General features: G+C 66.1%; 18 protein-coding genes and 1 other RNA gene. 7 read left to right on the top strand and 12 right to left on the bottom strand.

Translation table 11 applies throughout. The features are described 5' to 3' along the window. The 3 genes from ACCQ01_RS00970 (at position 1) to ACCQ01_RS00980 (ending at position 5,956) form a co-directional block, all read left to right on the top strand. Positions 1-1,683, top strand: a complete 1,683-nt coding sequence (locus ACCQ01_RS00970; protein ID WP_228433314.1) for a glycoside hydrolase family 43 protein — start codon at positions 1-3, stop codon at positions 1,681-1,683. 2 nt (positions 1,684-1,685) lie between these two features. After that, positions 1,686-4,373: a glycoside hydrolase family 3 protein gene (locus tag ACCQ01_RS00975; protein ID WP_228433209.1), complete on the top strand. Its 2,688-nt coding sequence runs from the start codon at positions 1,686-1,688 to the stop codon at positions 4,371-4,373. A 110-nt stretch (positions 4,374-4,483) separates the two neighbouring features. Beyond that, positions 4,484-5,956, top strand: coding sequence for a mannitol dehydrogenase family protein (locus ACCQ01_RS00980; RefSeq protein ID WP_228433207.1), 1,473 nt, complete (start codon positions 4,484-4,486; stop codon positions 5,954-5,956). Between the two features lie 158 nt (positions 5,957-6,114). Here the strand turns inward: ACCQ01_RS00980 and ACCQ01_RS00985 are convergent, their stop codons facing one another. The 5 genes from ACCQ01_RS00985 to ACCQ01_RS01005 all read right to left on the bottom strand — a co-directional run bounded on the left by ACCQ01_RS00985 (position 6,115) and on the right by ACCQ01_RS01005 (position 7,924). Continuing rightward, positions 6,115-6,486, bottom strand: a complete 372-nt coding sequence (locus tag ACCQ01_RS00985) for a bleomycin resistance protein (protein WP_228433204.1) — start codon at positions 6,484-6,486, stop codon at positions 6,115-6,117. Positions 6,487-6,530: 44 nt separating this feature from the next. After that, the gene (locus ACCQ01_RS00990; RefSeq protein WP_228433202.1) at positions 6,531-6,758 is read right to left on the bottom strand and encodes a hypothetical protein; all 228 of its coding nucleotides are present in this window, start codon (positions 6,756-6,758) and stop codon (positions 6,531-6,533) included. Positions 6,759-6,843: 85 nt separating this feature from the next. Continuing rightward, positions 6,844-6,918, bottom strand: a non-coding RNA gene (locus tag ACCQ01_RS00995) — sX9 sRNA. Between the two features lie 61 nt (positions 6,919-6,979). Next, complete coding sequence (locus tag ACCQ01_RS01000) at positions 6,980-7,456, bottom strand: hypothetical protein (RefSeq protein ID WP_228433201.1); 477 nt, start codon at positions 7,454-7,456, stop codon at positions 6,980-6,982. Positions 7,457-7,561: 105 nt separating this feature from the next. Further along, positions 7,562-7,924 (bottom strand): hypothetical protein, encoded by a 363-nt coding sequence (locus ACCQ01_RS01005; RefSeq protein WP_228433200.1) that lies wholly within the window; start codon positions 7,922-7,924, stop codon positions 7,562-7,564. 291 nt (positions 7,925-8,215) lie between these two features. Between ACCQ01_RS01005 and ACCQ01_RS01010 the strand changes: the two genes are divergently transcribed. Then, positions 8,216-8,365, top strand: a complete 150-nt coding sequence (locus ACCQ01_RS01010; RefSeq protein WP_116923068.1) for a DUF2256 domain-containing protein — start codon at positions 8,216-8,218, stop codon at positions 8,363-8,365. A 284-nt stretch (positions 8,366-8,649) separates the two neighbouring features. Here ACCQ01_RS01010 and ACCQ01_RS01015 read toward each other — a convergent pair whose 3' ends face one another. Next, the gene (locus ACCQ01_RS01015) at positions 8,650-9,432 is read right to left on the bottom strand and encodes a DNA-binding protein (RefSeq protein ID WP_228433199.1); all 783 of its coding nucleotides are present in this window, start codon (positions 9,430-9,432) and stop codon (positions 8,650-8,652) included. A 325-nt stretch (positions 9,433-9,757) separates the two neighbouring features. Here ACCQ01_RS01015 and ACCQ01_RS01020 point away from each other — a divergent pair, with 325 nt between their 5' ends. Further along, positions 9,758-10,816 carry a Kelch repeat-containing protein gene (locus ACCQ01_RS01020; RefSeq protein WP_228433198.1) on the top strand — a complete coding sequence of 353 codons (1,059 nt, stop codon included), beginning with the start codon at positions 9,758-9,760 and terminating at the stop codon, positions 10,814-10,816. Between the two features lie 126 nt (positions 10,817-10,942). On the opposite strand, the gene ACCQ01_RS01025 is transcribed toward ACCQ01_RS01020, so the two are convergent. After that, positions 10,943-11,980 carry an SMP-30/gluconolactonase/LRE family protein gene (locus tag ACCQ01_RS01025; RefSeq protein ID WP_228433197.1) on the bottom strand — a complete coding sequence of 346 codons (1,038 nt, stop codon included), beginning with the start codon at positions 11,978-11,980 and terminating at the stop codon, positions 10,943-10,945. A gap of 196 nt (positions 11,981-12,176) precedes the next feature. Between ACCQ01_RS01025 and ACCQ01_RS01030 the strand changes: the two genes are divergently transcribed. After that, complete coding sequence (locus tag ACCQ01_RS01030) at positions 12,177-12,821, top strand: hypothetical protein (protein ID WP_372358847.1); 645 nt, start codon at positions 12,177-12,179, stop codon at positions 12,819-12,821. A gap of 91 nt (positions 12,822-12,912) precedes the next feature. Beyond that, the gene (locus ACCQ01_RS01035) at positions 12,913-14,157 is read left to right on the top strand and encodes an XVIPCD domain-containing protein (protein WP_228433195.1); all 1,245 of its coding nucleotides are present in this window, start codon (positions 12,913-12,915) and stop codon (positions 14,155-14,157) included. A 42-nt stretch (positions 14,158-14,199) separates the two neighbouring features. On the opposite strand, the gene ACCQ01_RS01040 is transcribed toward ACCQ01_RS01035, so the two are convergent. The 5 genes from ACCQ01_RS01040 to ACCQ01_RS01060 form a co-directional block, all read right to left on the bottom strand. Continuing rightward, complete coding sequence (locus tag ACCQ01_RS01040; RefSeq protein WP_228433194.1) at positions 14,200-15,396, bottom strand: endo-1,4-beta-xylanase; 1,197 nt, start codon at positions 15,394-15,396, stop codon at positions 14,200-14,202. 104 nt (positions 15,397-15,500) lie between these two features. Beyond that, positions 15,501-18,395, bottom strand: a complete 2,895-nt coding sequence (gene galB / locus ACCQ01_RS01045) for a beta-galactosidase GalB (RefSeq protein WP_323370334.1) — start codon at positions 18,393-18,395, stop codon at positions 15,501-15,503. An 86-nt stretch (positions 18,396-18,481) separates the two neighbouring features. After that, the gene (gene uxaC, locus ACCQ01_RS01050; protein ID WP_228433192.1) at positions 18,482-19,897 is read right to left on the bottom strand and encodes a glucuronate isomerase; all 1,416 of its coding nucleotides are present in this window, start codon (positions 19,895-19,897) and stop codon (positions 18,482-18,484) included. 51 nt (positions 19,898-19,948) lie between these two features. Then, a complete protein-coding gene (locus ACCQ01_RS01055) occupies positions 19,949-20,941 on the bottom strand; it encodes an endo-1,4-beta-xylanase (RefSeq protein WP_372358848.1) in 993 nt (330 codons plus the stop codon). Between the two features lie 9 nt (positions 20,942-20,950). Further along, positions 20,951-22,456 carry an MFS transporter gene (locus tag ACCQ01_RS01060; protein WP_372358849.1) on the bottom strand — a complete coding sequence of 502 codons (1,506 nt, stop codon included), beginning with the start codon at positions 22,454-22,456 and terminating at the stop codon, positions 20,951-20,953. Positions 22,457-22,629: the final 173 nt, after the last annotated feature.

A 22,629-nucleotide genomic window follows, 5' to 3' on the forward strand; every position in this document is an offset into this window, starting at 1 on the left:
CTGGCTGTAAGCGTGGCGTTGGCCGCACCGCTGGCGGCACATGCGCAGCCGGCGGCGCCGAAGCAGGCCGTGGCGTTCGACTGGTTCGAGTACCGCGGCGATGACCCAGTGTTCGCAACGCCACTGCCCGCCGGGCATTATCGCAATCCGATCCTGGCCGGGTTCTATCCCGACCCCAGCATCACGCGGGTGGGCGAGCGCTATTACCTGGTCAATTCCACCTTTGCGTATTTCCCGGCGATTCCGGTGTTCAAGAGCACGGACCTGGTGCATTGGACGCAGGTCGGCAATGTGGTCGAGCGGCGTGAGCAGCTCGATTACGATGGCCTGGGCGTGTCGCGCGGCATGTTCGCCGCCAGCATCCGCCACCATGCCGGGCGGTTCTATGTGGTGGGCACCGCGGTGGACAGCGGCGGCAACTTCATCGCCAGCGCAACCAGTGCGGCCGGGCCGTGGTCCACGCTCAGCTGGTTACCCGGCGTGGATGGCATCGACCCGTCGTTGTTCTTCGATACCGATGGCAGCGCGTACCTGCTCAACAACGGCCCGCCGGAAGGCACGCCGTTGTACGAAGGCCACCGCGCCATCTGGATGCAGCGGTTTGATCTGGCCACCAATCAGCCGCTGGGCCCACGCAAGGTGCTGCTCAACGGCGGCGTGGACCTGGCCAGCAAGCCGATCTGGATCGAAGGCCCGCACCTCTACCAACGCGATGGTTGGTACTACCTGTCGTGCGCCGAAGGCGGCACCGGGCCGCAGCATTCGCAAGTGGTGCTGCGTAGTCGCAACGTGTGGGGCCCGTACGCGCCCGCGCCGCACAACCCGATCCTCACCCAGCGCGACCTGCCTGCCGGGCGCGCGCAGCCGATCAGCAATGCCGGCCATGTCGACCTGGTGGACACGCCCGACGGGCAGTGGTGGGCGGTGTTCCTGGCCAGCCGGCCGTATGCAGACGACCGTTACAACACCGGGCGCGAAACCTTCCTGCTGCCGGTGCAGTGGCGCGATGGCTGGCCGTCGATCCTGACGCCGGGCGCACCGATTCCCTACGTGGCCAAGGCACCGCACGGCACGCCGGCGCGCATCGACCAAACGCCGCTGTCCGGCAACTTCACCTGGCGCGACGGGTTCGACACCAGCACGCCGCAGCGCGAATGGCTGTCGTTGCGCGTGCCCAAACGCGACTGGGCCGACCTGCGTGCACGCCCGGGCTGGCTCACCCTGCACGCCACACCGCAAGGACTGGCCAGCACCGGCAACCCGGCGTTTCTGGGGCGGCGCCAGCAGCACACGCACTTCACCGCCAGCACCGCGCTGGAGCTGCCAACCCACGCGGGCATCAGCGCCGGCCTGGCCGCGGTGCAGAATTCCAACGCGTGGTACGCGCTGGGCGTACGCCGCGATGGCGATGGCGCGGAGGTCTTCGTGGACAAGCGCGACGGCACGCGCACCACCACCCTGGCGCGTGCGCGCATCCCGGTCACCACCGCCCCATTGCGGCTGCAGATCAGCGGTGATGGCGGGCGCTACAGCTTTGCCTTCGATGCAACCGGGCACGGCTGGCAATGGCTGCAGCGTCACGACGACGCCAGCATGCTGAGCACTGCACAGGCCGGCGGCTTTGTCGGCAGCACGATCGGGCCCTTCGCCCAGCTGGACCCAGACCGCACCAAGGAGGATTGAGCATGCATTCCCACCCTGCCCCGCACGCCCGCGTGCCGCACCGTGCCCTGGCGCGCGGCCTGTTGCTGGCGCTCGGCGTGGCCGCCGGCAGCACGCATGCCGCGACGCCGCCGCCGTACCTGGACCCCACGCAACCGCTGCAGGCGCGCGCCGCCGATCTGGTGGCGCGCATGACGCTGGAGGAAAAGGCCGCGCAGATGCAGAACGCCGCGCCCGCCATCCCGCGCCTGCAGGTGCCCGAATACGATTGGTGGAACGAAGCCCTGCACGGCGTGGCCCGCGCCGGCGGTGCCACGGTGTTTCCGCAGGCAATCGGCCTGGCGGCCACGTTCGATACCCCGTTGATGGCCGAGGTGGCCACCGCCATCAGCGACGAAGCACGCGCCAAGCACCATGCCTTCCTGGCGCGCGGCGAGCACAAGCGTTACCAGGGGCTCACATTCTGGTCGCCCAACATCAACATCTTCCGTGACCCGCGCTGGGGCCGTGGCCAGGAAACCTATGGCGAGGATCCGTACCTCACCGCGCGCATGGGCGTCACCTTCGTACAGGGCCTGCAGGCGCAGCAGGGGCCGTATCGCAAGCTCGATGCCACCGCCAAGCATTACGCGGTGCACAGTGGCCCGGAGGCGGATCGTCATCATTTCGACGTGCATCCCAGCGAGCGCGATCTCTACGAGACCTATCTGCCCGCCTTTCAGGCGCTGGTGCAGGAAGGCCACGTCGCAGCAGTAATGGGCGCCTACAACCGCGTCAACGGCGAGTCCGCATCGGCCAGCACGCGGCTGGAAGGCATCCTGCGCCGTGATTGGGGGTTCGATGGCTACATCGTCAGCGACTGCGCGGCCATCCGCGACATCTGGCAGAACCACAAGATCGTGCCCACGCCCGAAGCCGCCGCCGCACTCGGCGTCAAGCACGGCACCGACCTGGATTGTGGCGACACTTACGCCGCCTTGCCTGCCGCCGTGCGCGCCGGCCTGATCGATGAAGCCACCATCGATCGGTCGCTGACACGGCTGATGGCCGCGCGCCTGCGGCTGGGCATGTTCGACCCGCCGGCCAAGGTGCCGTGGGCGCAGATCCCGGCATCGGCCAATCAATCGCCGCAGCACGATGCACTGGCCCGGCGCACAGCACGCGAATCGCTGGTACTGCTGAAAAACGACGGCCTGCTGCCACTCAAGCCCACGCTCAAGCGCATTGCCGTGGTCGGCCCCACCGCCGACGACCCGATGTCGCTGCTGGGCAACTACTACGGCACGCCTGCCGCGCCGGTCACCATCCTGCAAGGCATCCGCGATGCGGCCCCGCAGGCCGAGGTGGTGTATGCACGCGGCAGCGACCTGGTGGAAGGCCGCGAAGACCCCAACGCGGCCGCACCGATCGACGCGCGCTACCTGCGCCCGGCCGCCGGTGCCAGCCAGAACGGCCTCACCGGTGAGTACTTCCGTGGCCGTGCACTGGCAGGCCAGCCGGTGCTCACCCGCATCGACCCGCGCATCGCCTTCCGCTGGGACCGCAATGCACCCACCGACGATGCGGTCGGCCGCGGCGAACTGCAGCCCGGCCAGGCGCTCGACAAGGACGACTTCAGCGTGCGCTGGCACGGCCAGTTGCTGCCGCCGGTGTCGGGGAACTACGAGCTGCAGATTGCCGCCGACGACGGCGTGCGCCTGTCTCTGGATGGCAAGCCGCTCATCGACCAGTGGAGCGATGCGCCGCGCATGCGGAGCGGCACGGCCGCCGTGGCACTGCAAGCCGGCAAGGCCTACGACCTGCGCGTGGAATATTACGAAGCCACCCGCGATGCCGGCGTGCGCCTGGCCTGGCGCATGCCCGGCGCCAAACCGCCGTTGCAGGAAGCCGTGGATGCCGCGCGCAATGCCGATGTGGTGGTGTTTGTCGGCGGCCTCACCGGCGATGTCGAAGGTGAGGAAATGGACGTCAATTACCCCGGCTTTGCCGGCGGCGACCGCACCGACACGCGCCTGCCCAAACCCCAACGCGAGCTATTGCAGGCACTGCAGGCCACCGGCACGCCAGTGGTCGCGGTGCTCACCACTGGCTCCGCATTGGCCATCGACTGGGCACAGCAACACGTGCCCGCCATCCTGCTGGCCTGGTACCCCGGCCAGCGTGGCGGCACCGCGGTGGGCGATGTGCTGTTCGGCCAGGCCAGCCCGGGCGGCCGCCTGCCGATCACCTTCTACAAGGAAGACGAACGCCTGCCGGCCTTCGACGATTACGCCATGCGCGGGCGCACCTACCGCTACTTCGACGGCAAGCCGCTGTACCCGTTCGGCCATGGCCTGGCCTACACGCAGTTTGCGTATTCGAACCTGCGGCTGGACCGCACCACCGTCGCCGCCGATGGCACGCTGCGCGCCACCGTGTCGGTGAAGAACACCGGCCAGCGTGCCGGCGATGAAGTAGTGCAGCTGTATCTGCACCCGCTCAACCCGCAGCGCGAACGCGCACGCAAGGAGCTGCGCGGCTTCCAGCGCATCACCCTGCAACCGGGCGAACACCGCGAGGTGAGCTTCACCATCACCCCGCGCGAGGCGCTGCGTATTTACGACGAGCAGCGCAAAGCGTACGCCGTGGACCCAGGCGCCTACGAGCTGCAGATCGGCGCCTCCAGCGCAGACATCCGCAGCAAACAACGCTTCACCGTCACCGCAAACTGATCCCACCGCACGCCGCGGAATCAAGGCCCCTCTCCCGTCGGGAGAGGGGTTGGGGTGAGGGTACGGCCACCAGCGAACTTGCATCACCCCACGATTTCAAACAAACACCCATGCCAATTTCAACGCTCTCCATCGCAACACTCGCCCACCTACCGAACACCGTCCTCACTCCCAACTACAACCCCAAACACACCACCATCGGCATCGTCCACCTGGGCGCCGGCGCCTTCCATCGCGCGCACCAGGCCGTCTACATCGATGACCTGCTTGCCAACGACCCCGCCTGGGCCATCTGCGCGGTGTCGCTGCACAACCCGCAGGTGCGCGATGCGCTGCGCCCGCAGGACGGCCTGTACACGCTCGCCATGCTCGATGCCCAGCCACAGCTGCGCGTGATCGGTGCCATCGCCGAAGTGCTCTGCGCCAGCGATGAGCAACCTGCCGTGCTCGCACGCCTCGCCGATCCGGCAGTGCGCCTGGTCACGCTCACCGTCACCGAAAAAGGCTATTGCCTGGCAGGCGACACGTTGGACCTCAGCCACCCCGACATCGTGCATGACCTTGCACATCCGCAGACACCGTGCAGCGCGATCGGCTACCTGGTCGCCGGCCTGCACGCACGCAGGCAGCACGGCCGCGCACCGTTCAGCGTGCTCAGCTGCGACAACCTGGCCGACAACGGCAGCCTGCTCCGCCGCGCCACCGTGCTGCTTGCGCAGCAACGCGATCCCGCGCTCGCCGCCTGGATCGAACAGCACGTCAGCTTTCCGCGCTCGATGGTGGACAGCATCACCCCTGCCACCGACGAGGCGCTACGCGCGCAAGTGCTCGCACAGACCGGCCTGCACGACGCCTGGCCGATCCAGCGGGAGCGCTACACCCAGTGGGTGATCGAAGACCGCTTCTGCAACGGCCGCCCGGCGTTCGAACGCGCAGGCGTCACGCTCAGCGACGATATCGCCGGCTACGCACGCGCCAAACTGCGCCTGCTCAACGGCCCGCACTCGGCGCTTGCCTACCTCGGCAGCCTGTTGCAGCTGGAGACCGTGGCCGATGCCATGCAGCACACGCCGCTGGCCAGCTTCGTCGAAACGCTGATGCGCGAGGACATCGGCCCCACCCTGGCGCCGATGCCCGGCTTCGACCGGCACCGCTACAGCGACGCCATCCTGGCCCGCTTCCGCAACCCCGCCATCCGCCACCTGCTGGCCCAGATCGCCTGGGATGGCTCACAGAAGATTCCGGTGCGCCTGCTCGGCACCATTGCCGATGCACTCACCGCCGGCCGCCGCATCGATCGCCTCTGCCTGCCGGTCGCAGCCTGGCTGCACTATGTGCGCAGGCAAGCGCACGCAGGTGTTGGGTTGGTTGATCCGCTGGGCGACGCACTCGGCACGCTAGGGCGTTCGGCCACCGATGATGCCGGCACTGCGATGTCGACCTTTCTCGCGTTGGAGACCGTGTTTGGTGCGCTGGCTGCAGACCCGCGTTTCACCGAGGCCCTGCAAGCGGCCTACGCCGCGCTGGGCAAGGGCACGCCGGCAGACGTGGACCGCGCGCTTCGAGCGCAGCGTCTCACCTGAGTGATGTGCTGCGGCCGGCATTGGCTGTGAAACTGGACACGCTGCAGGTGCCAGCGGGCACGTGCGCATGCTGTCCCTGCAAACCTAGCGCCGCACTTCTTCACTGTGGTGTAGCCCTGCGGCGCCGTAAGCAGCCTGGCGTGTGATCACGGCGTACATCACCCGGCTGCGATCACCTGCCCGATCCGCAGCAAATTGCCGCTCTCATCCACAATCGCAAATTCGCGCATGCCCCAAGACTTGTCGCCGAGCGGATCGATCCGTGGAATGCCTTGTGCCGGAAGCGCTGCTGTGCGCATCGCGGCATAGACACCATCCACATCAGTCACGCGCAGATAGCAGCCCGCATAACAGGCCGCCGGGTCCAGATCCGGATGCGCAAAGAAATGCAGCTCCACATCGCCGCGCTGCAGGATCGCGTAGCCCGCATCATGCGGGTGCGCATCGCCGGTAAAGCCAAGCGCGCGGTAGAACGTCAGCGTCTGCGCGATCGAGCGGCTGGGGAGGATTGGGATAGCTTGGTCAGACATGAGAGGCCCTAGTGATTCATGTGTGTGTTGGTGATTCGTGCCTGCTACGACGGTGTGCTTCCGTCAGCCGTTTCAGGGCTACCAACCCATCCTGCTTCGACATGCGCGATTGCTGCCTGCAGCTGGGCCACGAACCTGTGTGCACTCGCCGTGTCAAATTCGACTGCATCCACGCCAGGTAGTGCGACAACCTTGATGAAAATAACACCTTCATCCTGGCGCGCTTCGCACAGCACTATTTCCTGGCACGCCCGCTCCCGTTCGTCCTGCATGCCGTGCCTCCGCTTTATGCCAAGAAGTTCTCGCTTGTGGCAAAGACCCACGATCGAGCTTGTCGCAACCGTGCCGGTTTAGAGCGGCTAACAAAACGTCGCGAGCAGCCGTCAGGTGGGTGCGGGCGGCGCGGCGGAACCGGAGTGTAAGTGGGTACATGCCGATTCCGAGCACCGGCTGCGCCCGCCTGGCGGCTGCGCAGTAGTTTTGATAGCTGCTCTCAATGCACCTGCCGATCGAAAAGATCGCCATAGGACAGCACATCGAACTGTACAGCGACGTTGGCGGGCACTGAGATCTTGACCTTCTTCAACAGCTGGGAATGGTGCATATACGTGAACTCCCTGCTTTCAAGAATCAGCCGTTTTCCTTCACGTCTACTCACAAAGTCCCAGAATTCCTTTGGCAGGGATTTCGGCTTTTCTTGAGGTCCGTGATACCCACTGCTTCCATAATTACCGGAACTCTCAATGGCGAGATCATGACGGCGCGCAGGCCGCGCGATCTCGCGGTCCGGGCAGTAACACCGCACGACAACCTCCTCCACGCCCTCCAAGGGCAACTGCTGGCGATGATGTCCACGGACCATGAAATCATCGCTGGCACACCCGGCAAGCGTCACTACCGAGAAGACAAACACGGCCCAGCACCGCAGCGTCTTAAGTTCCAGGTACTCAACTGAGCGCATGCTGCTCATGCAAACCTCCTTACACCATGAAATCATGTTGGGAACTGGCATCTTTGGTTGCGTCATGGCAAGTGCTCGGCATCCCATCAGGGCTGCTAGCCACGAAGCCAAGCGTCAGTGCGCGGCAGCCTGAAGTGGCGAGCCACAGGCTTTGCAATCGGTCCTGGCCTGGAACTGCGTTTGCGGGAAGTTATTGGCGCCGCACTTGTCGCAAAAACGTACGAAGCGAATCGTCTGCCAGGCGCCAAACACCATGATCGCGACAAGAAACGCTAGAAACATGGCGGGAGCGCCCGTGGCAAACATGAGCCCGACCAGCGCGAGATCTGTCGCCACCGTGAGGATGACCAGCACCTTGCGTTTGAGCGCCGCGTTCTTGTTGAAGTAAAAAAATGCGCTTGCTGCGGTCGCGTACGCGGCCCAAAATCCAAATACATATGGAAACAGTGCGTCTAGCTGTGCCGGGTTGATGATCATGCGGCCAACGCCAGGCATGACGTTTCGTCTACTGACTTGGTAGGCGTACTGACGCTCGCACTGCGCTCAGCTGGCCGACCCTGCACAAGAACGCGCTTAGGCAGCTGTATCACCGAACGACATTCCCTATCGCTGAACATGATCCTTCCCCTGGATGATTGCGGTGGCACGTTATCACCCGGACCCACAGCCCACAAGCCGCTCGGAGATAGCGGTGCCACGCGTGACCGGACGTGGCATTCTCGGCAGCGAACGCCTGGATGTGGTCCACCCAACTCCCGTTGGCACAGCATGCACAAAAAGCAACATCTTCCAGAAAAACCCTGCTTGCACTGCGGACGACCATTCCGTTGGCGCAAGAAGTGGGAGCGTGTCTGGGACGAGGTGAAGTACTGTTCCGATCGCTGCCGTCATGCGCGTAAGGCTCAGCCGGGCAGCTGATGTCCGTTGAGTTTGCGCGGCGCTCGCTGCAACGCGCCGCGTTGTAGCGAGCGAGGGCACCGGCTTGGCAAGCCGCGGCGGTTAGCGCGGAGCATCCGCGCTGCCTGGTGGCCTGCTGCGGTGCAGACGTGCTGGATGGATGCTGCGTATTGGCGAGTTGGAGCAGCCATCAAAACGCCGACGCAGCCGCCCGCGCCGGTGCACGGAATCCTAGGCAGCGCCGTGCACTCAAGTTCCTCCGTGTCGTCCGCACCCACTCGCTCACTACGTTGTATTGGCCGCTCCTACTCCGGGGCTTTCCTGGCTTTCGACTGCTTCGCAACCGCCATGTTGTCGACCAGGTTGGGGTACGGACGGCCTGCAGCCTTGGCGCGCGCCTTGGCTTGGGTTTTCTGCGCAGCCGACAGTGGCCTGGAGGTCTTGGCCGGGTTGGCTTTTTTCCAGGGCGCACTCTTCTTGCTGGCGGTTTTCTTGGCAGCCGTCTTGTTGCTTGTTGCCTTGTTGGCAGCCACTTTCTTGGTGGCGCTCTTCCGCACGCTGCTCTGCTGTGTCGCGCGTCTGCTAGTGGCATTCTTTGCCGTGCCCTTGCGGGGTGTCGCGCGCTTCTTCGCGGCTGTACGTGCTCCGCTGTTCGACGTGGCGGCGGTTGCACCTGTTTTCGCCGCGCTTTTTTTGGCGGACGACTTCGTGCTGGCGGCTTTCTTGGTAGCCGCTCCGGTCTGCTTGTTGTCACCCTCCTGCAGGCGGGCATGCAGTCGCTCGGCCCACCGCTGCCCGGCATCGCCGCCCCACAGCAGCCAGGCGATATAGCCGGCGGATGGCTTGGTGCGATCCGCCCATCCCTTGCCGGTCTTGTCCACGCTGTGGCGGGCGAAGTACGCGTGCATCCGCCGAATGGTCTGGGCCGAGAGCTGCTTCTGGGCGGACAGGTCCCTTGCACGTGCCACACCAATCGCCGTGCCGCCGCGCCCGTGTTGCTCACGCAACCGCAATCCGCGGGCTGCTGCGTTGGCGACGGTCTTGGGTGGCGTGGTGTTGAGGGTCTTTGTTGTCGAGGTGCGTGCCACGCGGCTCTCCTGTCAGTGCGTTGCCGTAGTGTTCGCATTGCGGGGTGCTGTTGGACGTGAAGAGCGTGCGCCTGAGAGCATCCACCGCTGCCAGTGCATTGTGGCTGTGCGATCCGCGCTCTAGCGTGCTGCGTTGGGCGCGCCGTGCAGCAGTTGATAGATGCGTCCACCGGGCTCCATCGACTTGATGCAAGCAGCGTAGCGTGACGTTGCAATAATTTTGCATGGCGTCGCTGCACCGTGCGGATCAGCCTGCTTTTGCAGGGGCACGACGTACGCGCGTGCCGATACACTGGCCAGTCACCGCGATCAGGCAGAGACGTCCATGAGCTCCTTGGCGACTTCGTTCCGCGCAGCCGTGTTCGCTGCCGGGGTCACATGTAGTCCTGCACACGTAGACGCCACACCCGATGGCAACCGCGCATCGGCTGAAGCCGCACAGGCGGTGCAGCCCGCGCAGTGGCGCACGGTCGCCACGCACAACACGCCGCACGCGCGCCATGAGAACAGCATGGTCGCGATCGATGATCGTCTGTACCTGCTGGGTGGGCGCGACGACCGGCCGCTGGAGATCTTCGATACCACCACGCAGCGGTGGTCGCAGGGCGCCACACCGCCGCTGATGGTCAATCATGCCCAGGCCGTGGTGTCGTCCGGCAAGCTCTACGTGGTGGGTGGCTTTACGGGCAACTATCCCGAAGAAGCCTCGCTCACCAACATGCTGATCTACGACCCGAAGACCGACCATTGGCAGGTCGGGCCGGAGATTCCCACGCAGCGCCGTCGCGGTGCCGCCGGCACGGTGGAGCATGCCGGTGTGTTGTATCTGGTCGGCGGCAATACGCGTGGCCACATGAGCGGCTACGTGCCCTGGCTGGATGCTTTCGACACCCGGACACAACAATGGACGCAGCTGCCCGACGCACCGCATGCGCGCGATCACTTCCATGCCGTAGTGCTCGACGGCAAGCTGTATGCCGCCGGCGGGCGTCGTTCCGCGCATGAAAGCGGCAATACCCTGGCGCAGACAATCAGTGAGGTCGATGTGTATGACATTGCACAGCGCAGCTGGACTGTTGCACCGGCCATGCTGCCGACGCCACGTGCGGGCACCGCCGCGATCGCGCGCGATGGCCGGCTGCTCGTCATGGGCGGCGAGAGCACGCGTCAAGTGAAGGCACATGAGGAGGTGGAGGCCTACGACCCGCGTACGGCGCGCTGGACGACACTGCCAACGTTGCCGCAGGGGCGCCACGGCACGCAGGCCGCCGCAGTGAAGGGCGATGTCTATCTCGCTGCAGGTAGCGCCAATCGGGGCGGTGGGCCGGAGCTGGAGGATGTGCTGGTGTTGGCGAAGGCGCAGGGGACGCAGTCACTGGACTAGCCAGTGCGCTGCGGGCGCGCCTGCATCAAGCGCCTGCGCATGCCGTGCATCGGCACTGCCCTGTCGCGGCCAAGGCCGCTCCTACGGTGGAGCGGCTATCGCGGGCCTCGGCGCATGGCGCGCTTGTCAGCGTGCAAACTCCAACCCAAGCGAGGTCACCTGCACCCGCGCCAGCAGTGCGTGCGAGGTCATGTACAGCGTGTGGCCATCATTACCGAACGCGCAGTTGGAAACGGCGGCACCGGTTTCGATGCGGCCGAGTCTGCGGCCGTCCGGATCGAACACGATGACGCCGCCGGGGCCGGTAGCGAACAGGCGGCCCTCTGCCGACACCGCCATGCCGTCCGGCAAGCCGGGCGTGTCTTTGTTGACCAGGTCGGTGGCATCGGCGAACACACGCTTGCCGGTCACCGCGCCCTGCGCATCCAGCGCATACGCCATCCAGATCGGGCGCGCCGGATCGGAGTTGGCCACGTAGAGCGTGCGCTGATCCGGTGACAGCGCGATGCCGTTGGGAAAACTCAGGCTGTCGTCGAGCAGGTGCACGCTGCCATCGGTGTCCAGGCGATACACGCCGTTGAAGCGCAGTTCCTTGACTGGCGACTCGTTCATGCCCTTCAAGCCATACGGTGGGTCGGTGAAGAACACCACGCCATCCTTGCGCCGCACCACATCGTTGGGGCTGTTGAAGCGCTTGCCATCGAAACTGGTGGCCAGCGGAGTTTTCGTGCGCGTGGCAGGGTCCAGCCGCGCCACGATGCGGGTACCGGAATCGGCCAGCAACACGGTGCCGCCCGGTTCGGCAAACAGGCCATTGGCACCGGCTTCGCGCAGCGCGGCGACATCCGTGCCGGCGTAACCGGAAGGCGACAGGAACACCGATAACCCCGCATCTTCGGACCAGCGATACAGCTTGTTTTCCGGCACATCGGTGAACAGCAGATAGCCGCCCTGCCGCACCCAGGTGGGGCCTTCGGACCAGGTGAAGCCCTCGGTGAGCTTTTCGATGCGCGCCTGCGGCGCCACCACCTCGCGAAACGCCGGATCGAACGTGGTGATGCGGCCCACGGCGGTGAAGCGCGGCGCAGGTGGCTCGCGCTTCACGCAGCACGTGAGCAAGGTGATCACCGAGACAGCCAGCAGTACGCGGGTCGGGAAGCGCATCGGCAATTCCTGTTGGAGGGCTGCGCAATGATGCCATCCGGCGCGCCAGCACGCTTCACCTCAACGCTTGCCGAGCAACGCTGCTCAGCGCGCTGCAGTCGGTTGGCCTGCGCCAAGCGCACACGACAGCTACACTACGCGCAGTGGTGATGCCGTACGCGCGTTGCGCGGTGGCGAGCCAAAGGAGAGCTGCAGCATGGACATTCATTTCGCCGACGGGATTGACCCACCAACGCTGCGCGTCACCCGCGCAGGCCGTCGCGTGCAGTGCGGCGCGCTGTTACTGGCGACCGCATTGCTGGCGGCCTGCGCGGGTACGCAACCCTCTATCCCATCGAATCCCCATACACAGGAGCGGGCCATGTCGGAGATGACGTCAGAGCAACTGGCACACGCAGTCGTACGGCTGATCCTTGCGATCGGCGGCAAACGCGATCTCACGCCCACGCAGGTTGCCGCATACACGGGCCTGCATATTGCGGCGCAAGACAACACGCAGAGTTTCGGCGCATCCGGTCAGCTGGCCGATGGCAGTAGCTATGCCTTGAGCTCAGTTGCCGATGCAGACGGCCTGCCACCCTCGCGGTTGGACATCACGTTTTCGCAGGCGCCCGGGCGCGCGGCGGCTGTGGATTGTGCACAACCCATCGGGCCTTACCGGCGGGCGCTGGTCGACGCAGGTTTCGTCGCGCAGTGGATCGCGCCGCCGCGTCTGGGCAGCCTCGGGCGTTGGCACTTTGAGCGCGGTGACATCGTCGTGTATGCCTTTGTCGGTAGGGACGCTGCGCAGGACGATGCACGGGCATGCGTGTCTACCGTGCAGATCCTGGCCACCGCATAAGGAGATGGGAATGGCAAATGACGATGACCTGAAACAGATGCTGGACACGTTCGAAGCAGCGCACGCCACAGAAGGCCGGGCGCTGCGGCAGATGCTGGACAACACGCCGGAACTCAAGGCGCAAGTACAGCAGGCAATTGATCAGAAGCAGCTGTCCGGCTTTGCGCCGTCCGAAAAGGAGGGAAACGGTTACTTCAGTCCGCGGACCGGCCAAATCGCATTGCCCATGGACGTGCTGCGCAGCGCGAGGATGGATGTGCCGCGCGATGACTCGGCCAATACCGCGCGGATGGTTCTTGGCCATGAGATCGGACATGCGATCAACCGGGCCGCCATCCAGACGTCCGACCGGACATTCGAGAACAAGATCGCCGAGGTTGCCCGATCGCCCTCGCCGCACGACTACACCGCCCTGATCAAAGCGCATGTCGCGGAAGATCGCACACGTGAAGCCAAGGACGAGATCGCCGGCATCAATACGCTGGCCGGCCACATCAAGCGCAGCACCCCCAATGCAACGCTGGGGGATCTGTATGAAGCCAGCAGGGAGATGACCAGCTACATCGACAAACAGGGCGTGGCTCCCCACGCCGTCTACACAGCCAAGGAGGGGCTGCGCTTTGGTAACGATCTGAAGATCGATCCGGCTGTGCCGAGCAATGTCGAGGCGATGGGCAAGTTGTTCTATGACGCGCGCGGCTACCCGCAACAATACGGCGCACGCGACCTGGTTGCGGCGGCCGAGGCCGAAGCAGCCGCGCAGCGGGCTGACCCCACGCGCGCGCAGCCGGACGTGCATGTGGACCTGAAAGCAATTGGCATCCTGGAAAAGGACGCAGCGGCGTCACTGTTCGGCAGCGGCTTTCGCGACACCAGCGCAACGCCGCCGGACGCCAAGCGGGCCGCCGAGCCGAGCGAGGCGAACCGTGCCTTGCACGGCAAGCTTCGTCGTGGTGTGGCCGAGGCCGAGCAGGCGCTGGGCAAGGACTGGGACGACAACAGCGAGCGCATGACCGCCAGCCTGACCTTGCTGGCCAAGCAGAATGGCTTCACTGACCGCGACCAGCTGTCGGTGGGCTTCAACCGTGCGACCGCGACGCATCAAAGTGGCGAGCTGGCGTTCGTCTACCGTGACGGCCCCACGGCGTCGCCCGATCCCCACGCCAACCGTGCGCACATGACGACGCAGGAGGCGATTGCGCGGCCGGCGCAGGACACCTACCAGCAGTTGCAGGAGCAGGCCGCGCAACACGCGCACACCCAGCGCACGGTGCAGGCGGAACAGCCGGACCACGCGCAGGCGCAGACACCATCACCGCAGGTGTTGACACGCTGAGCCACGCTGGCGCGTGCGCGCCCCCGGCAGTGGGCCGAAACGCTAGGGCTGCTGTCGCGGTGCTGGCGGCGCCGCTGCCGGCACCGCCAGCACCGCATCCAGGGCCGGCTTGGGCTGGTGGTTGCGGTCGAACAGCAACGGGTAATTGGTGCGGCCGGGCACGGGGTAGTCGTTCTTCCAGGACATGCCATCGCTGACGCCCCAGACGCTGACGCGCGCCAGCTTGTCGCGCTTGCGCCAGAACAGCGCGAACAGTTCCGCATAGCGGTCGCGTAGCTGCGTCTGCACCTGTGGTGGCAGGCCATTCGGGTACGGGTCGAGAAAGTGCTTGAATTCCGGCAACTGGAACTGCTTGTGCGCAAAGCCGGTGCCGATCACCTGGCCTTCCTTGGTGACCGGCAGCACGTCGATGTCCAGCTCGGTGATCATGACCTTGACCCCGAGCGCAGCGTAGGCGTCGATGGCGGCTTCGATGTCCTGCACGCTGGGGTAGTTCAGGCCCCAATGCCCTTGCATGCCCACGCCGTCGATGCGGATGCCGGCCTGCTGCAGCATCCTGACCATGCGCACGATGCCGTCGCGCTTGGCCGGCCGCCAGGCGTTGAAGTCGTTGTAGTAGAGCTGTGCGTCGGGCGCATAGCGCTGCGCGAAGGCGAACGCATTGCGCACCACGGTGTCGCCATCGCCGACGCGCTGCACCCAGTTGGTGGAGCGGTAGCTGCCGTCTTCGTCGATGATCTCGTTGACTACGTCCCAGGCCTGCACCTTGCCCACGTAGCGACCGGCCACGCGTGCGATGTGCGCGCGCATGCGTTCAAGTTGGGCCTGCGACGTATTCGGTTTGCCGTTTATATCGACAAAGAACCACTCCGGCGTCTGGTTGTGCCAGACCAGCGTATGGCCAACGATGAACATGCCACGCCGCTGCCCGTCGGCGACAAAGGCATCGGCCACGGTGAAATCGAACACGCCCGGCTGCGGCGCCACCACCTCGGCCTTCATCACGTTCTCGGCGGTCACCGCGTTGAAGTGGCAGCCAACCAGCGCCGCGGAGGCCGCATCCTTGCCGGACACGATGTCGGCATTGACCGCAGTGCCGATCAGAAAGCCGCGTGCATACGCGTCCTTGAGCGCCGTGGTGCCCGATGTGCAGGCCGCCGAGGCGATGGGCGAAACGGCCGTGCCGAGCACGCCCAGCAACAGCGCGCATCGAAAGAAGAGTGGGCGAAACAGGCGCATGCAGTGGTTCCTGGAAGTGATGCTGTCACAGCGGGTGCGGTTGCGCGCGCGTCGGGCGATGGACGCCTCTGTAACTGAGCGAGCGACCACGGGCAACACCCCGCTCATTCCGCCAGCACCTGCACGCTGGCGGACTGCAGCGTGTCGGATTGCACGTGCACGGTGATCGGCCCCTGGGCGCCCGGTTTGGCGCGCACGATCACCAGGCACAGACCGTTGAACGCGTTGCGCTCGGGCAGGACGAAGGCCTCCAGGTTGGTCGGGTCACCGTTGTCGGTGGCAACCAGTTCGCCCGCGCCTTCCACGCGGAATCGCAAGCGGTCGCCTGCAGTCGGTGCAGGGCGCCCGTCGGCATCGAGCAGGCGCACGGTGATGAAACTCAGGTCCTTGCCATCGCCGCGGATCCGGCTGCGGTCGGCGCTGAGCTGCATGCGCGTGGCGCGGCCGGCCGTCAGCACACGGTCGCTGGCCCACGGCCTGCCATGTTTGTAAGCCTGCACGCGCAGCTCGCCCGGTTGGTAGACCACCGCATCCCAGCGCAGCCGGTACTGCAATGGTGCCTTGCGCTTGCGGCCTTGCGAGACGCCGTTGACGAACAGCTCGGCCTCGTCGCCGGAGGTGAACACGTGCACCGGCGTCACTTGGCCCTCGCGCCCCGGCCAGCTCCAGTGCGGCAGCAGGTGCGCCATCGGCAGCTCCGGCCGCCAGCGCGCCTGATACAGCCAGTAGCGGTCCTTGGGGAAGCCAGCCAGATCCAGGATGCCGGAATAGGAACTGCGTGCGCTGTAGTACGGCGTGGGCTCGCCGAGATAGTCGAAGCCGGTCCACACAAACTCGCCGGCCACGAACGGATGCCGATCCAACGCGGCAAAGACCTTGTCGGCACTTGAGCCGAAATCCACCGCGTGTAGTTCATACGCGCTGACCTGGTGGGCCACCGAATCGCCGCCGCGGCCATCACGCACCGGCGCGCTGCTCTGCGCACTCACCGGAAACAGGTACACGCCGCGGCTGCTCAGCGCCGAGGCCGTCTCGCTGCTGAGGATGGCCTTGCGCGGGAATTTGGCATGGAAGGCCGGGTATTGCGGCGGCTTGCGGATGCGCTCGGTACCTTCGAACTCGGGCGTATCGCGGATGCCTTCGCCCTGGTAGTTGAGGCTGATCACATCCAGCGCCGCCGGCAGCGGCATCTCGGGCGAGGCGTAGTTCATTGCCGCCGTCGCCGGGCGCGTAGGGTCTTCGGCGTGCACGATGGCGTGCAGCCTGCGCGCGATCGCGGCGCCCGCTTCGCCGGTGTATTGCTCGCCCACTTCGTTGCCCACGCTCCACAAAATGATGGAGGGATGGTTGCGGTCGCGGCGCAGCATGGCGCGCAGATCCGGCTCGTGCCATTGCGGAAAGATCAGGTGGAAATCCAGCGGGGTCTTTTTCATCTCCCAGCTGTCGAACACCTCATCCACCACCAGCAGACCCATGCGGTCGGTGAGCTCCAGCAATTCCGGCGCGGGCGGGTTGTGGCTCATGCGGATGGCATTGGCGCCCATCTGTTGCAGTAACTGCAGCTGCCGCTCGGCGGCGCGCACGTTGAACGCGGCACCCAGCGCGCCCAGATCGTGATGGTTGTTGACCCCGCGGATGGGCACGTGTTCGCCGTTGATGACCAAGCCCTTGTCCGGGTCGAAGACCACGCTGCGCACCCCGAACGGCGTTTCGACACGATCGACCACGCGGCCACCCTGGCTAACCTCGGTCACCGCGACATAGCGATGCGGTTGCTGTGTCGGTGGCGGGCCCCAACGCCGTGGCGCCTCGATCTGCGTACTGCCCTGCACGCGTGCACTGCCACCCGCCGCCACCTGTACCTGCACCGCGGCGATCTGCGCCACCGCCGGGCCACGGCGCAGCCCGCTGGCGTCATCCAGCGCGTACAGCGCGGTGCTCACTTGCGCGTGCACGGGGGCGGCACCGGCATTGTCCAACTGCACCGCCAGCTGCACCTGCGCGCGCTCGGCCGACACCTGCGGCGTGCTCAGCTGCGTGCCCCACTGGGCAACGCGGAGCGGGCCGGTCTTGGTCAACCAGACATTGCGATACAGGCCACCGCCGGGATACCAACGCGCCGAATCAGGCGGGTTGTCCAGCCGGATCGCCAGCTGGTTGTGCCCGCCCGGCACCACATACGGCGTGAGATCCACGCGCCAGCTGGTGTAGCCGTACGGCCAGCCGCCCACCAGCTTGCCGTTGAGCCAGACAGTGGCGTAGGACATCGCGCCATCGAGATCGAGAAACAGCGAGCGGCCGCGGTCGCTGGCCGGAATCTGCAGCGCCTTGCGATACCAGCCAACGCCCCAGCTCGGCAATCGCCCCATGCCGCCATGCGGGCCATCGGCCAGGAACGGCCCTGCGATTGCCCAATCGTGTGGCAGGTCCACGTGCTGCCATGCGCTGTCGTCGAACGTGGGCTGCACGTAGGCCACCGCACTGCCCGGGTGCCCGGGCGGGCGCACATGCCGCTGCGTGGGGTCGGCGATCAGGTTGTTGGCAGTCGGCAGGATCCACGGTTTGAGCACGTCGCGCGCGTCGGCGTCGATGTGTTGCGCCTGCTCGGGCCGCGCATCGGCCACCTTGCCGTCTTCGCTGCGAACCACCTCCGGGCGTACGTCGTACTCCAGCCGCACGGTAGTGCCCGGTGGATCGCCGCGCTGGAAGCGCCAGTCGGCGTTGAGCGAGAGCCGTTCGCGCGGCGCGTTGGTTGGCTCCGCCGCTGTGACCACGCCTGCTGTACTGCAGAGGCAGACCAGCGCCATGCAGCCCGCGCGCAGGCTGCGCTGCAGCGGTCGCTGCGTAGGGTCTGGACGCCCATCGCGTGCACGCCTGCGGAGGCGATGCAGCACACCCCGTAGGTGATGGATGGCGCAGGTCATCGCCACGCTTACACCGCGCTCGCTCACGCGCTGTGCGGTCGTGGTTGCCTGCTGCTGCATAACAGCTGGTGTCATCCCCTCACTCCCTCACTCCCCTCAGGTGCATGCCGCCTGCAGTGCGCCAGTCCTCGCAGGGGCGCACGCAGCGCAGCTGCCCGCGCTCACAACTTATAGGCCTGCTTGGGCAGGCGGTACGCCAGATCGATCGCGACCTCCATGGCCTCGTCTTCGTCCAGCCGATGCTCGGCCACCAGCTTCGCAAGGAATGCGCTGTCCACGCGCCGCGCCACATCGTGGCGTGCGGGAATCGACAGAAATGCGCGGGTGTCGTCGTTGAAGCCCACCGTGTTGTAGAAGCCGGCACTGGCCAGCGTCTGCTCGCGGAACCGCCACATGCCTTCCGGCGCATCGTGGAACCACCACGCCGGGCCCAGCAGCAGCGCCGGGTAATGCCCGGCCAGCGGCGCCAGTTCGCGGCTGTAGCTGGTTTCGTCCAGCGTGAACACGATCAGGCGAAAGCGCGCGTCGTTGCCGAACCGGTCCAGCAGCGGCTTGAGCGCATGCACGTAGTCGGTGCGCATCGGGATGTCGGCGCCCTTGTCGCGCCCGTACCGCTCAAACAGCGCGCGGTTGTGATTGCGGAAACAACCCGGATGCAGCTGCATCACCAGGCCGTCGTCCACGCTCATCGCCGCCATCTCGGTAAGCACCTGCGCGCGAAACAACTCTGCCTGCGCCGGCGTGGCCTGACCACGCACCACCGTGTCGAACAGGCGTTGTGCCTCGGCGGGCGACAGGTCCGCGGTGGCCGCACTGGGATGGCCGTGATCGGTGGAAGTGGCGCCCGCCGCAGCGAAGAACGCGCGGCGCTGCCGATGTGCACGCAGATAGCCCGGCCACTGCAGGACATCCTCGCCGGTCAGCGCGCCGAACTGCTGCAGCGCGCTGGCGAATTGCTCATGCTCCGGGTCCACCACCGCATCCGGGCGGTAGGCGGTGAGCACGCGCCCGCTCCAACCGCTGTCGCGAATGGTGGCGTGGTGCTCCAGCGTGTCCAGCGGTGACTCGGTGGTGGCGATCACCTCGATGTTGAAGCGCTCGAACAGCGCGCGCGGCCGGAACGCCGGCGTCTGCAGCGCGGCGGTGATGTGGTCGTAGTAGTGGTCGGCGCTGCCGGCATCCAGGCGGATGCGCAGATCGAACACCTGATGGAAGACGTGGTTGAGCCACAACGCCGAGGGCGTGCCACGCAACAGCGCGAACTGGCTGGCGAACACGCGCCAGGCCTCACGCGGGTCCACCGGCGCACGTGATCCATCGGCATGCGGAATGCCGAGTTGATCCAGGTCGATGCCCTGGCTGTACAGCATGCGGAACACGTAGTGATCGGGCACCAGCAGCAGCTCGGTCGCGTTGGCGAACGGGGCATCTGTGGCAAACCAGGCCGGGTCGGTATGGCCGTGCGGGCTGATGATCGGCAACGCCGCGGTCTGCGCATACAGGCGGCGCGCGATGGCACGCGTGGCGGGGTCTGCCGGCAGCAGGCGGTCGTCGTGCAGGATCAAGGGTGTGGGCATGGACTCAGGTCACCAGACAACAGGGGAGAACGGTACAGCCACGGCAGCGCATCACGGTGCGCGCACGCCAGGATGCTGGGCCACGTAGTCGCGCAACCAGGCCAGCGCCGGCCGCTCGCTGCCATCGGCGCGGATGAGATAAGCCGCTTCCTTGTCGCGCCACAAGCCGGGGCGATAGCCCCACAGCGTGATGCCGGCCACCGCCGGGTGCTCCCAGAACACCGGAAACACACGCTGGTAGCTGGCCAGCTGCTGCGCATCGCTTGGGCCATCCAGATCGAATTCGGTGATGTAGATCGGCAGGCCGGTGCTGGCCAGCGTGTCGAGATTGGCACGGTGCACCGACATCGCCACGTTCGGTGTGGTTTCGAACGCGTGCTCCTGCACGCCGATCGCATCCACCAGCTGCTCGCGCTGCAACAGCTGCACGATCTGCAGATAACGCTGCGTGGCCTGCGGGCTATTGGTGATGCTGTAGTCGTTGATCATCAACCGTGCACGCGGAAACTGCTGGCGCGCCAGCCGGAACGATTGCAGCACCCACTCCCAGCCGCTGGCACCGTTGCCGCCAAGCGCCTGCAGATAATTGCCGCCGCCGTTATCGTCCTTGCTGGGCGGGTCGTTCAGCGGCTCGTTGACCACTTCCAGCAGGTCGATATCCGGGTAGCGCTGCGCCACCGCGGCAAACCATTGCTCGATCTCGCGGCGCTGCTCGGCAGGCGGCAGGTGCTTGATCCATTCCGGCTGCTGGTTGCCCCACACCAGCACATGCATCTGGAACGGCATGCCGTTGGCCTTGGCGAAGTTGTAGGCGGTATCCAGGCCGCTCCAGTCCATCTGGTCGCGCACCGCCTCCACACTGCCCCACTTGCCAGCATTTTCCGGCGTGAGCTTGTTCCAGTATTGGGGAAACCCCGGCGCCTGTTGCGGGCCGTAGGCACTGCCCAGGAACTTGGACGCACTCGCCGCCAGCGGCGCGGCCTGCGCGGCTGGCGCCAGGCCAGCGGTGAGCATCAACAACAGTGCGCATGCATGCGTGGACATGGTGGGCCCTCAGGGGTGCGTGGCGGGAGGTGCGGGTGCATCGGCGGGCAGCTGCGCCGGCTCCAGCCGCGGCACCAGATGGTGCACGATGGCCAGCGCCAGCAGGTAGGCCGAGCCCGCCATCAGGAACACCGGCACGTAACTGCCGGTGGCTTGCAGCAAGAACCCGATGAAGGTGGCGATCAACATGCCGCCCACCGCGCCGGCAAAGCCGCCGATGCCCACCACGGTGGCCACCGCATGGCGCGGAAACATGTCCGAGGGCAGCGTGAACAGGTTCGCCGACCAACCCTGATGCGCGGCCGTCGCCAGCCCGATCAAACCGACTGCCACCCAGAGATTGTCGGCACGCGCGGCAAACACGATGGGCACCACCGACAACGCGCAGATCAACATCGCGGTCTTGCGTGCGCGGTTGACGCTCCAGCCCCGCGCAATGAAGCGCCCGGCCACCCAGCCGCCGGCGATGCTGCCGATATCGGCCAGCACGAAGATCACGATCAACGGCGCGCCCAGTTGCAGCAGGCTCAGGCCGTATTCGGCGTGCAGGAATTTGGGCAGCCAGAACAAAAAGAACCACCAGATCGGGTCGGTGATGAACTTGCCCAGCACAAATGCCCAGGCCTGCCGGTGCCGCATCACCTGCAACCACGACAACCGGCGCTGCACCGGCTCGTGCGCATCGCTGCGGATATGCGCAAGCTCGGCCGCCGTCAGCCCCGGCTGCTGCTCGGGTGGGTGGTAGCTGCACCACCACACCACCAGCCAGGTGGCACTGAGCACACCGGTGAACAAGAACGCGGCCTGCCAGCCCCAGGCGGTGGCGATCACCGGCACCAGCAAGGGCGCGACAATGGCGCCGATGTTGGAGCCGGAATTGAAGATGCCGGTGGCCAGCGCACGCTCGCGGCGCGGGAACCATTCGGCCACGGTCTTGATCGCCGCCGGGAAATTGCCCGATTCGCCCAGCCCCAGGAAAAACCGCGCAATCGCAAAGCCCACTACGGTGGTGGCCAGCGCATGCCCCATCGCGGCCAGGCTCCAGATGCCGATGGCCAAGGCATAGCCTGCGCGCGTGCCGAAGCGGTCGATCACCGCGCCGCTGCATAGCAAGCCGAGGGCATACGCGGCCTGAAAGGCGGTGACGATATAGCCGTACTGGATTTCGTTCCAGCCGATCTGCGTCTGCAGGAACGGCGCCAGCACGCCCAGCACCTGGCGGTCGACATAATTGATGGTGGTGGCCGCCAGCAACAGCGCACACACACGCCAGCGCATCCGGTCCAGCCGCGCCAGCGGCCCGGTCGCTGCGGCGTTCACCGGCAACTCGCTCACAACGTGCACCGCGGCGGCAGCGCGCAACGGCAATCTGCCAATGCCCTGTGCGCGTTGCCCCTGTGCGCAAGGCGGCAACGCGGTGAACGTGGCGCGGTGGCCGTGTGTTCTTCGGTTCGATTCATCGACCACTGCACCTGCACGAGGGTGGCATTGCGCCACGGGTGATAGCGCTACCATTACCACGCGCATCGGCAGAATCCATTACGCAGTGCAGCACGCCAATGCGCACTGCATTGATGCAACACCTCGTACCTGCCTGTCACACAGCCGCCTCCGCTATGCCTGCCAATCTATGCTGCCCTGCAGCGTGATGTCTGCGATTTGGTAGCGCTAACATCCGGCGCCACCAG

Origin of the sequence: Xanthomonas sp. NCPPB 4037 (genome assembly GCF_041475695.2) — a bacterium.
GTDB lineage: Bacteria > Pseudomonadota > Gammaproteobacteria > Xanthomonadales > Xanthomonadaceae > Xanthomonas > Xanthomonas campestris.

What these genes read in the sequence shown, in the direction of transcription:
- ACCQ01_RS00975 (WP_228433209.1), top strand. Translation starts at nt 1,686, where the DNA reads ATGCATTCCCACCCTGCCCCGCACGCCCGCGTGCCGCACCGTGCCCTG.
- ACCQ01_RS00980 (WP_228433207.1), top strand. Translation starts at nt 4,484, where the DNA reads ATGCCAATTTCAACGCTCTCCATCGCAACACTCGCCCACCTACCGAAC.
- ACCQ01_RS00985 (WP_228433204.1), bottom strand. Translation starts at nt 6,486, where the DNA reads ATGTCTGACCAAGCTATCCCAATCCTCCCCAGCCGCTCGATCGCGCAG.
- ACCQ01_RS00990 (WP_228433202.1), bottom strand. Translation starts at nt 6,758, where the DNA reads ATGCAGGACGAACGGGAGCGGGCGTGCCAGGAAATAGTGCTGTGCGAA.
- ACCQ01_RS01000 (WP_228433201.1), bottom strand. Translation starts at nt 7,456, where the DNA reads ATGAGCAGCATGCGCTCAGTTGAGTACCTGGAACTTAAGACGCTGCGG.
- ACCQ01_RS01005 (WP_228433200.1), bottom strand. Translation starts at nt 7,924, where the DNA reads ATGATCATCAACCCGGCACAGCTAGACGCACTGTTTCCATATGTATTT.
- ACCQ01_RS01010 (WP_116923068.1), top strand. Translation starts at nt 8,216, where the DNA reads ATGCACAAAAAGCAACATCTTCCAGAAAAACCCTGCTTGCACTGCGGA.
- ACCQ01_RS01020 (WP_228433198.1), top strand. Translation starts at nt 9,758, where the DNA reads ATGAGCTCCTTGGCGACTTCGTTCCGCGCAGCCGTGTTCGCTGCCGGG.
- ACCQ01_RS01025 (WP_228433197.1), bottom strand. Translation starts at nt 11,980, where the DNA reads ATGCGCTTCCCGACCCGCGTACTGCTGGCTGTCTCGGTGATCACCTTG.
- ACCQ01_RS01030 (WP_372358847.1), top strand. Translation starts at nt 12,177, where the DNA reads ATGGACATTCATTTCGCCGACGGGATTGACCCACCAACGCTGCGCGTC.
- ACCQ01_RS01035 (WP_228433195.1), top strand. Translation starts at nt 12,913, where the DNA reads ATGCTGGACAACACGCCGGAACTCAAGGCGCAAGTACAGCAGGCAATT.
- ACCQ01_RS01040 (WP_228433194.1), bottom strand. Translation starts at nt 15,396, where the DNA reads ATGCGCCTGTTTCGCCCACTCTTCTTTCGATGCGCGCTGTTGCTGGGC.
- galB (WP_323370334.1), bottom strand. Translation starts at nt 18,395, where the DNA reads ATGACACCAGCTGTTATGCAGCAGCAGGCAACCACGACCGCACAGCGC.
- uxaC (WP_228433192.1), bottom strand. Translation starts at nt 19,897, where the DNA reads ATGCCCACACCCTTGATCCTGCACGACGACCGCCTGCTGCCGGCAGAC.
- ACCQ01_RS01055 (WP_372358848.1), bottom strand. Translation starts at nt 20,941, where the DNA reads ATGTCCACGCATGCATGCGCACTGTTGTTGATGCTCACCGCTGGCCTG.
- ACCQ01_RS01060 (WP_372358849.1), bottom strand. Translation starts at nt 22,456, where the DNA reads ATGGTAGCGCTATCACCCGTGGCGCAATGCCACCCTCGTGCAGGTGCA.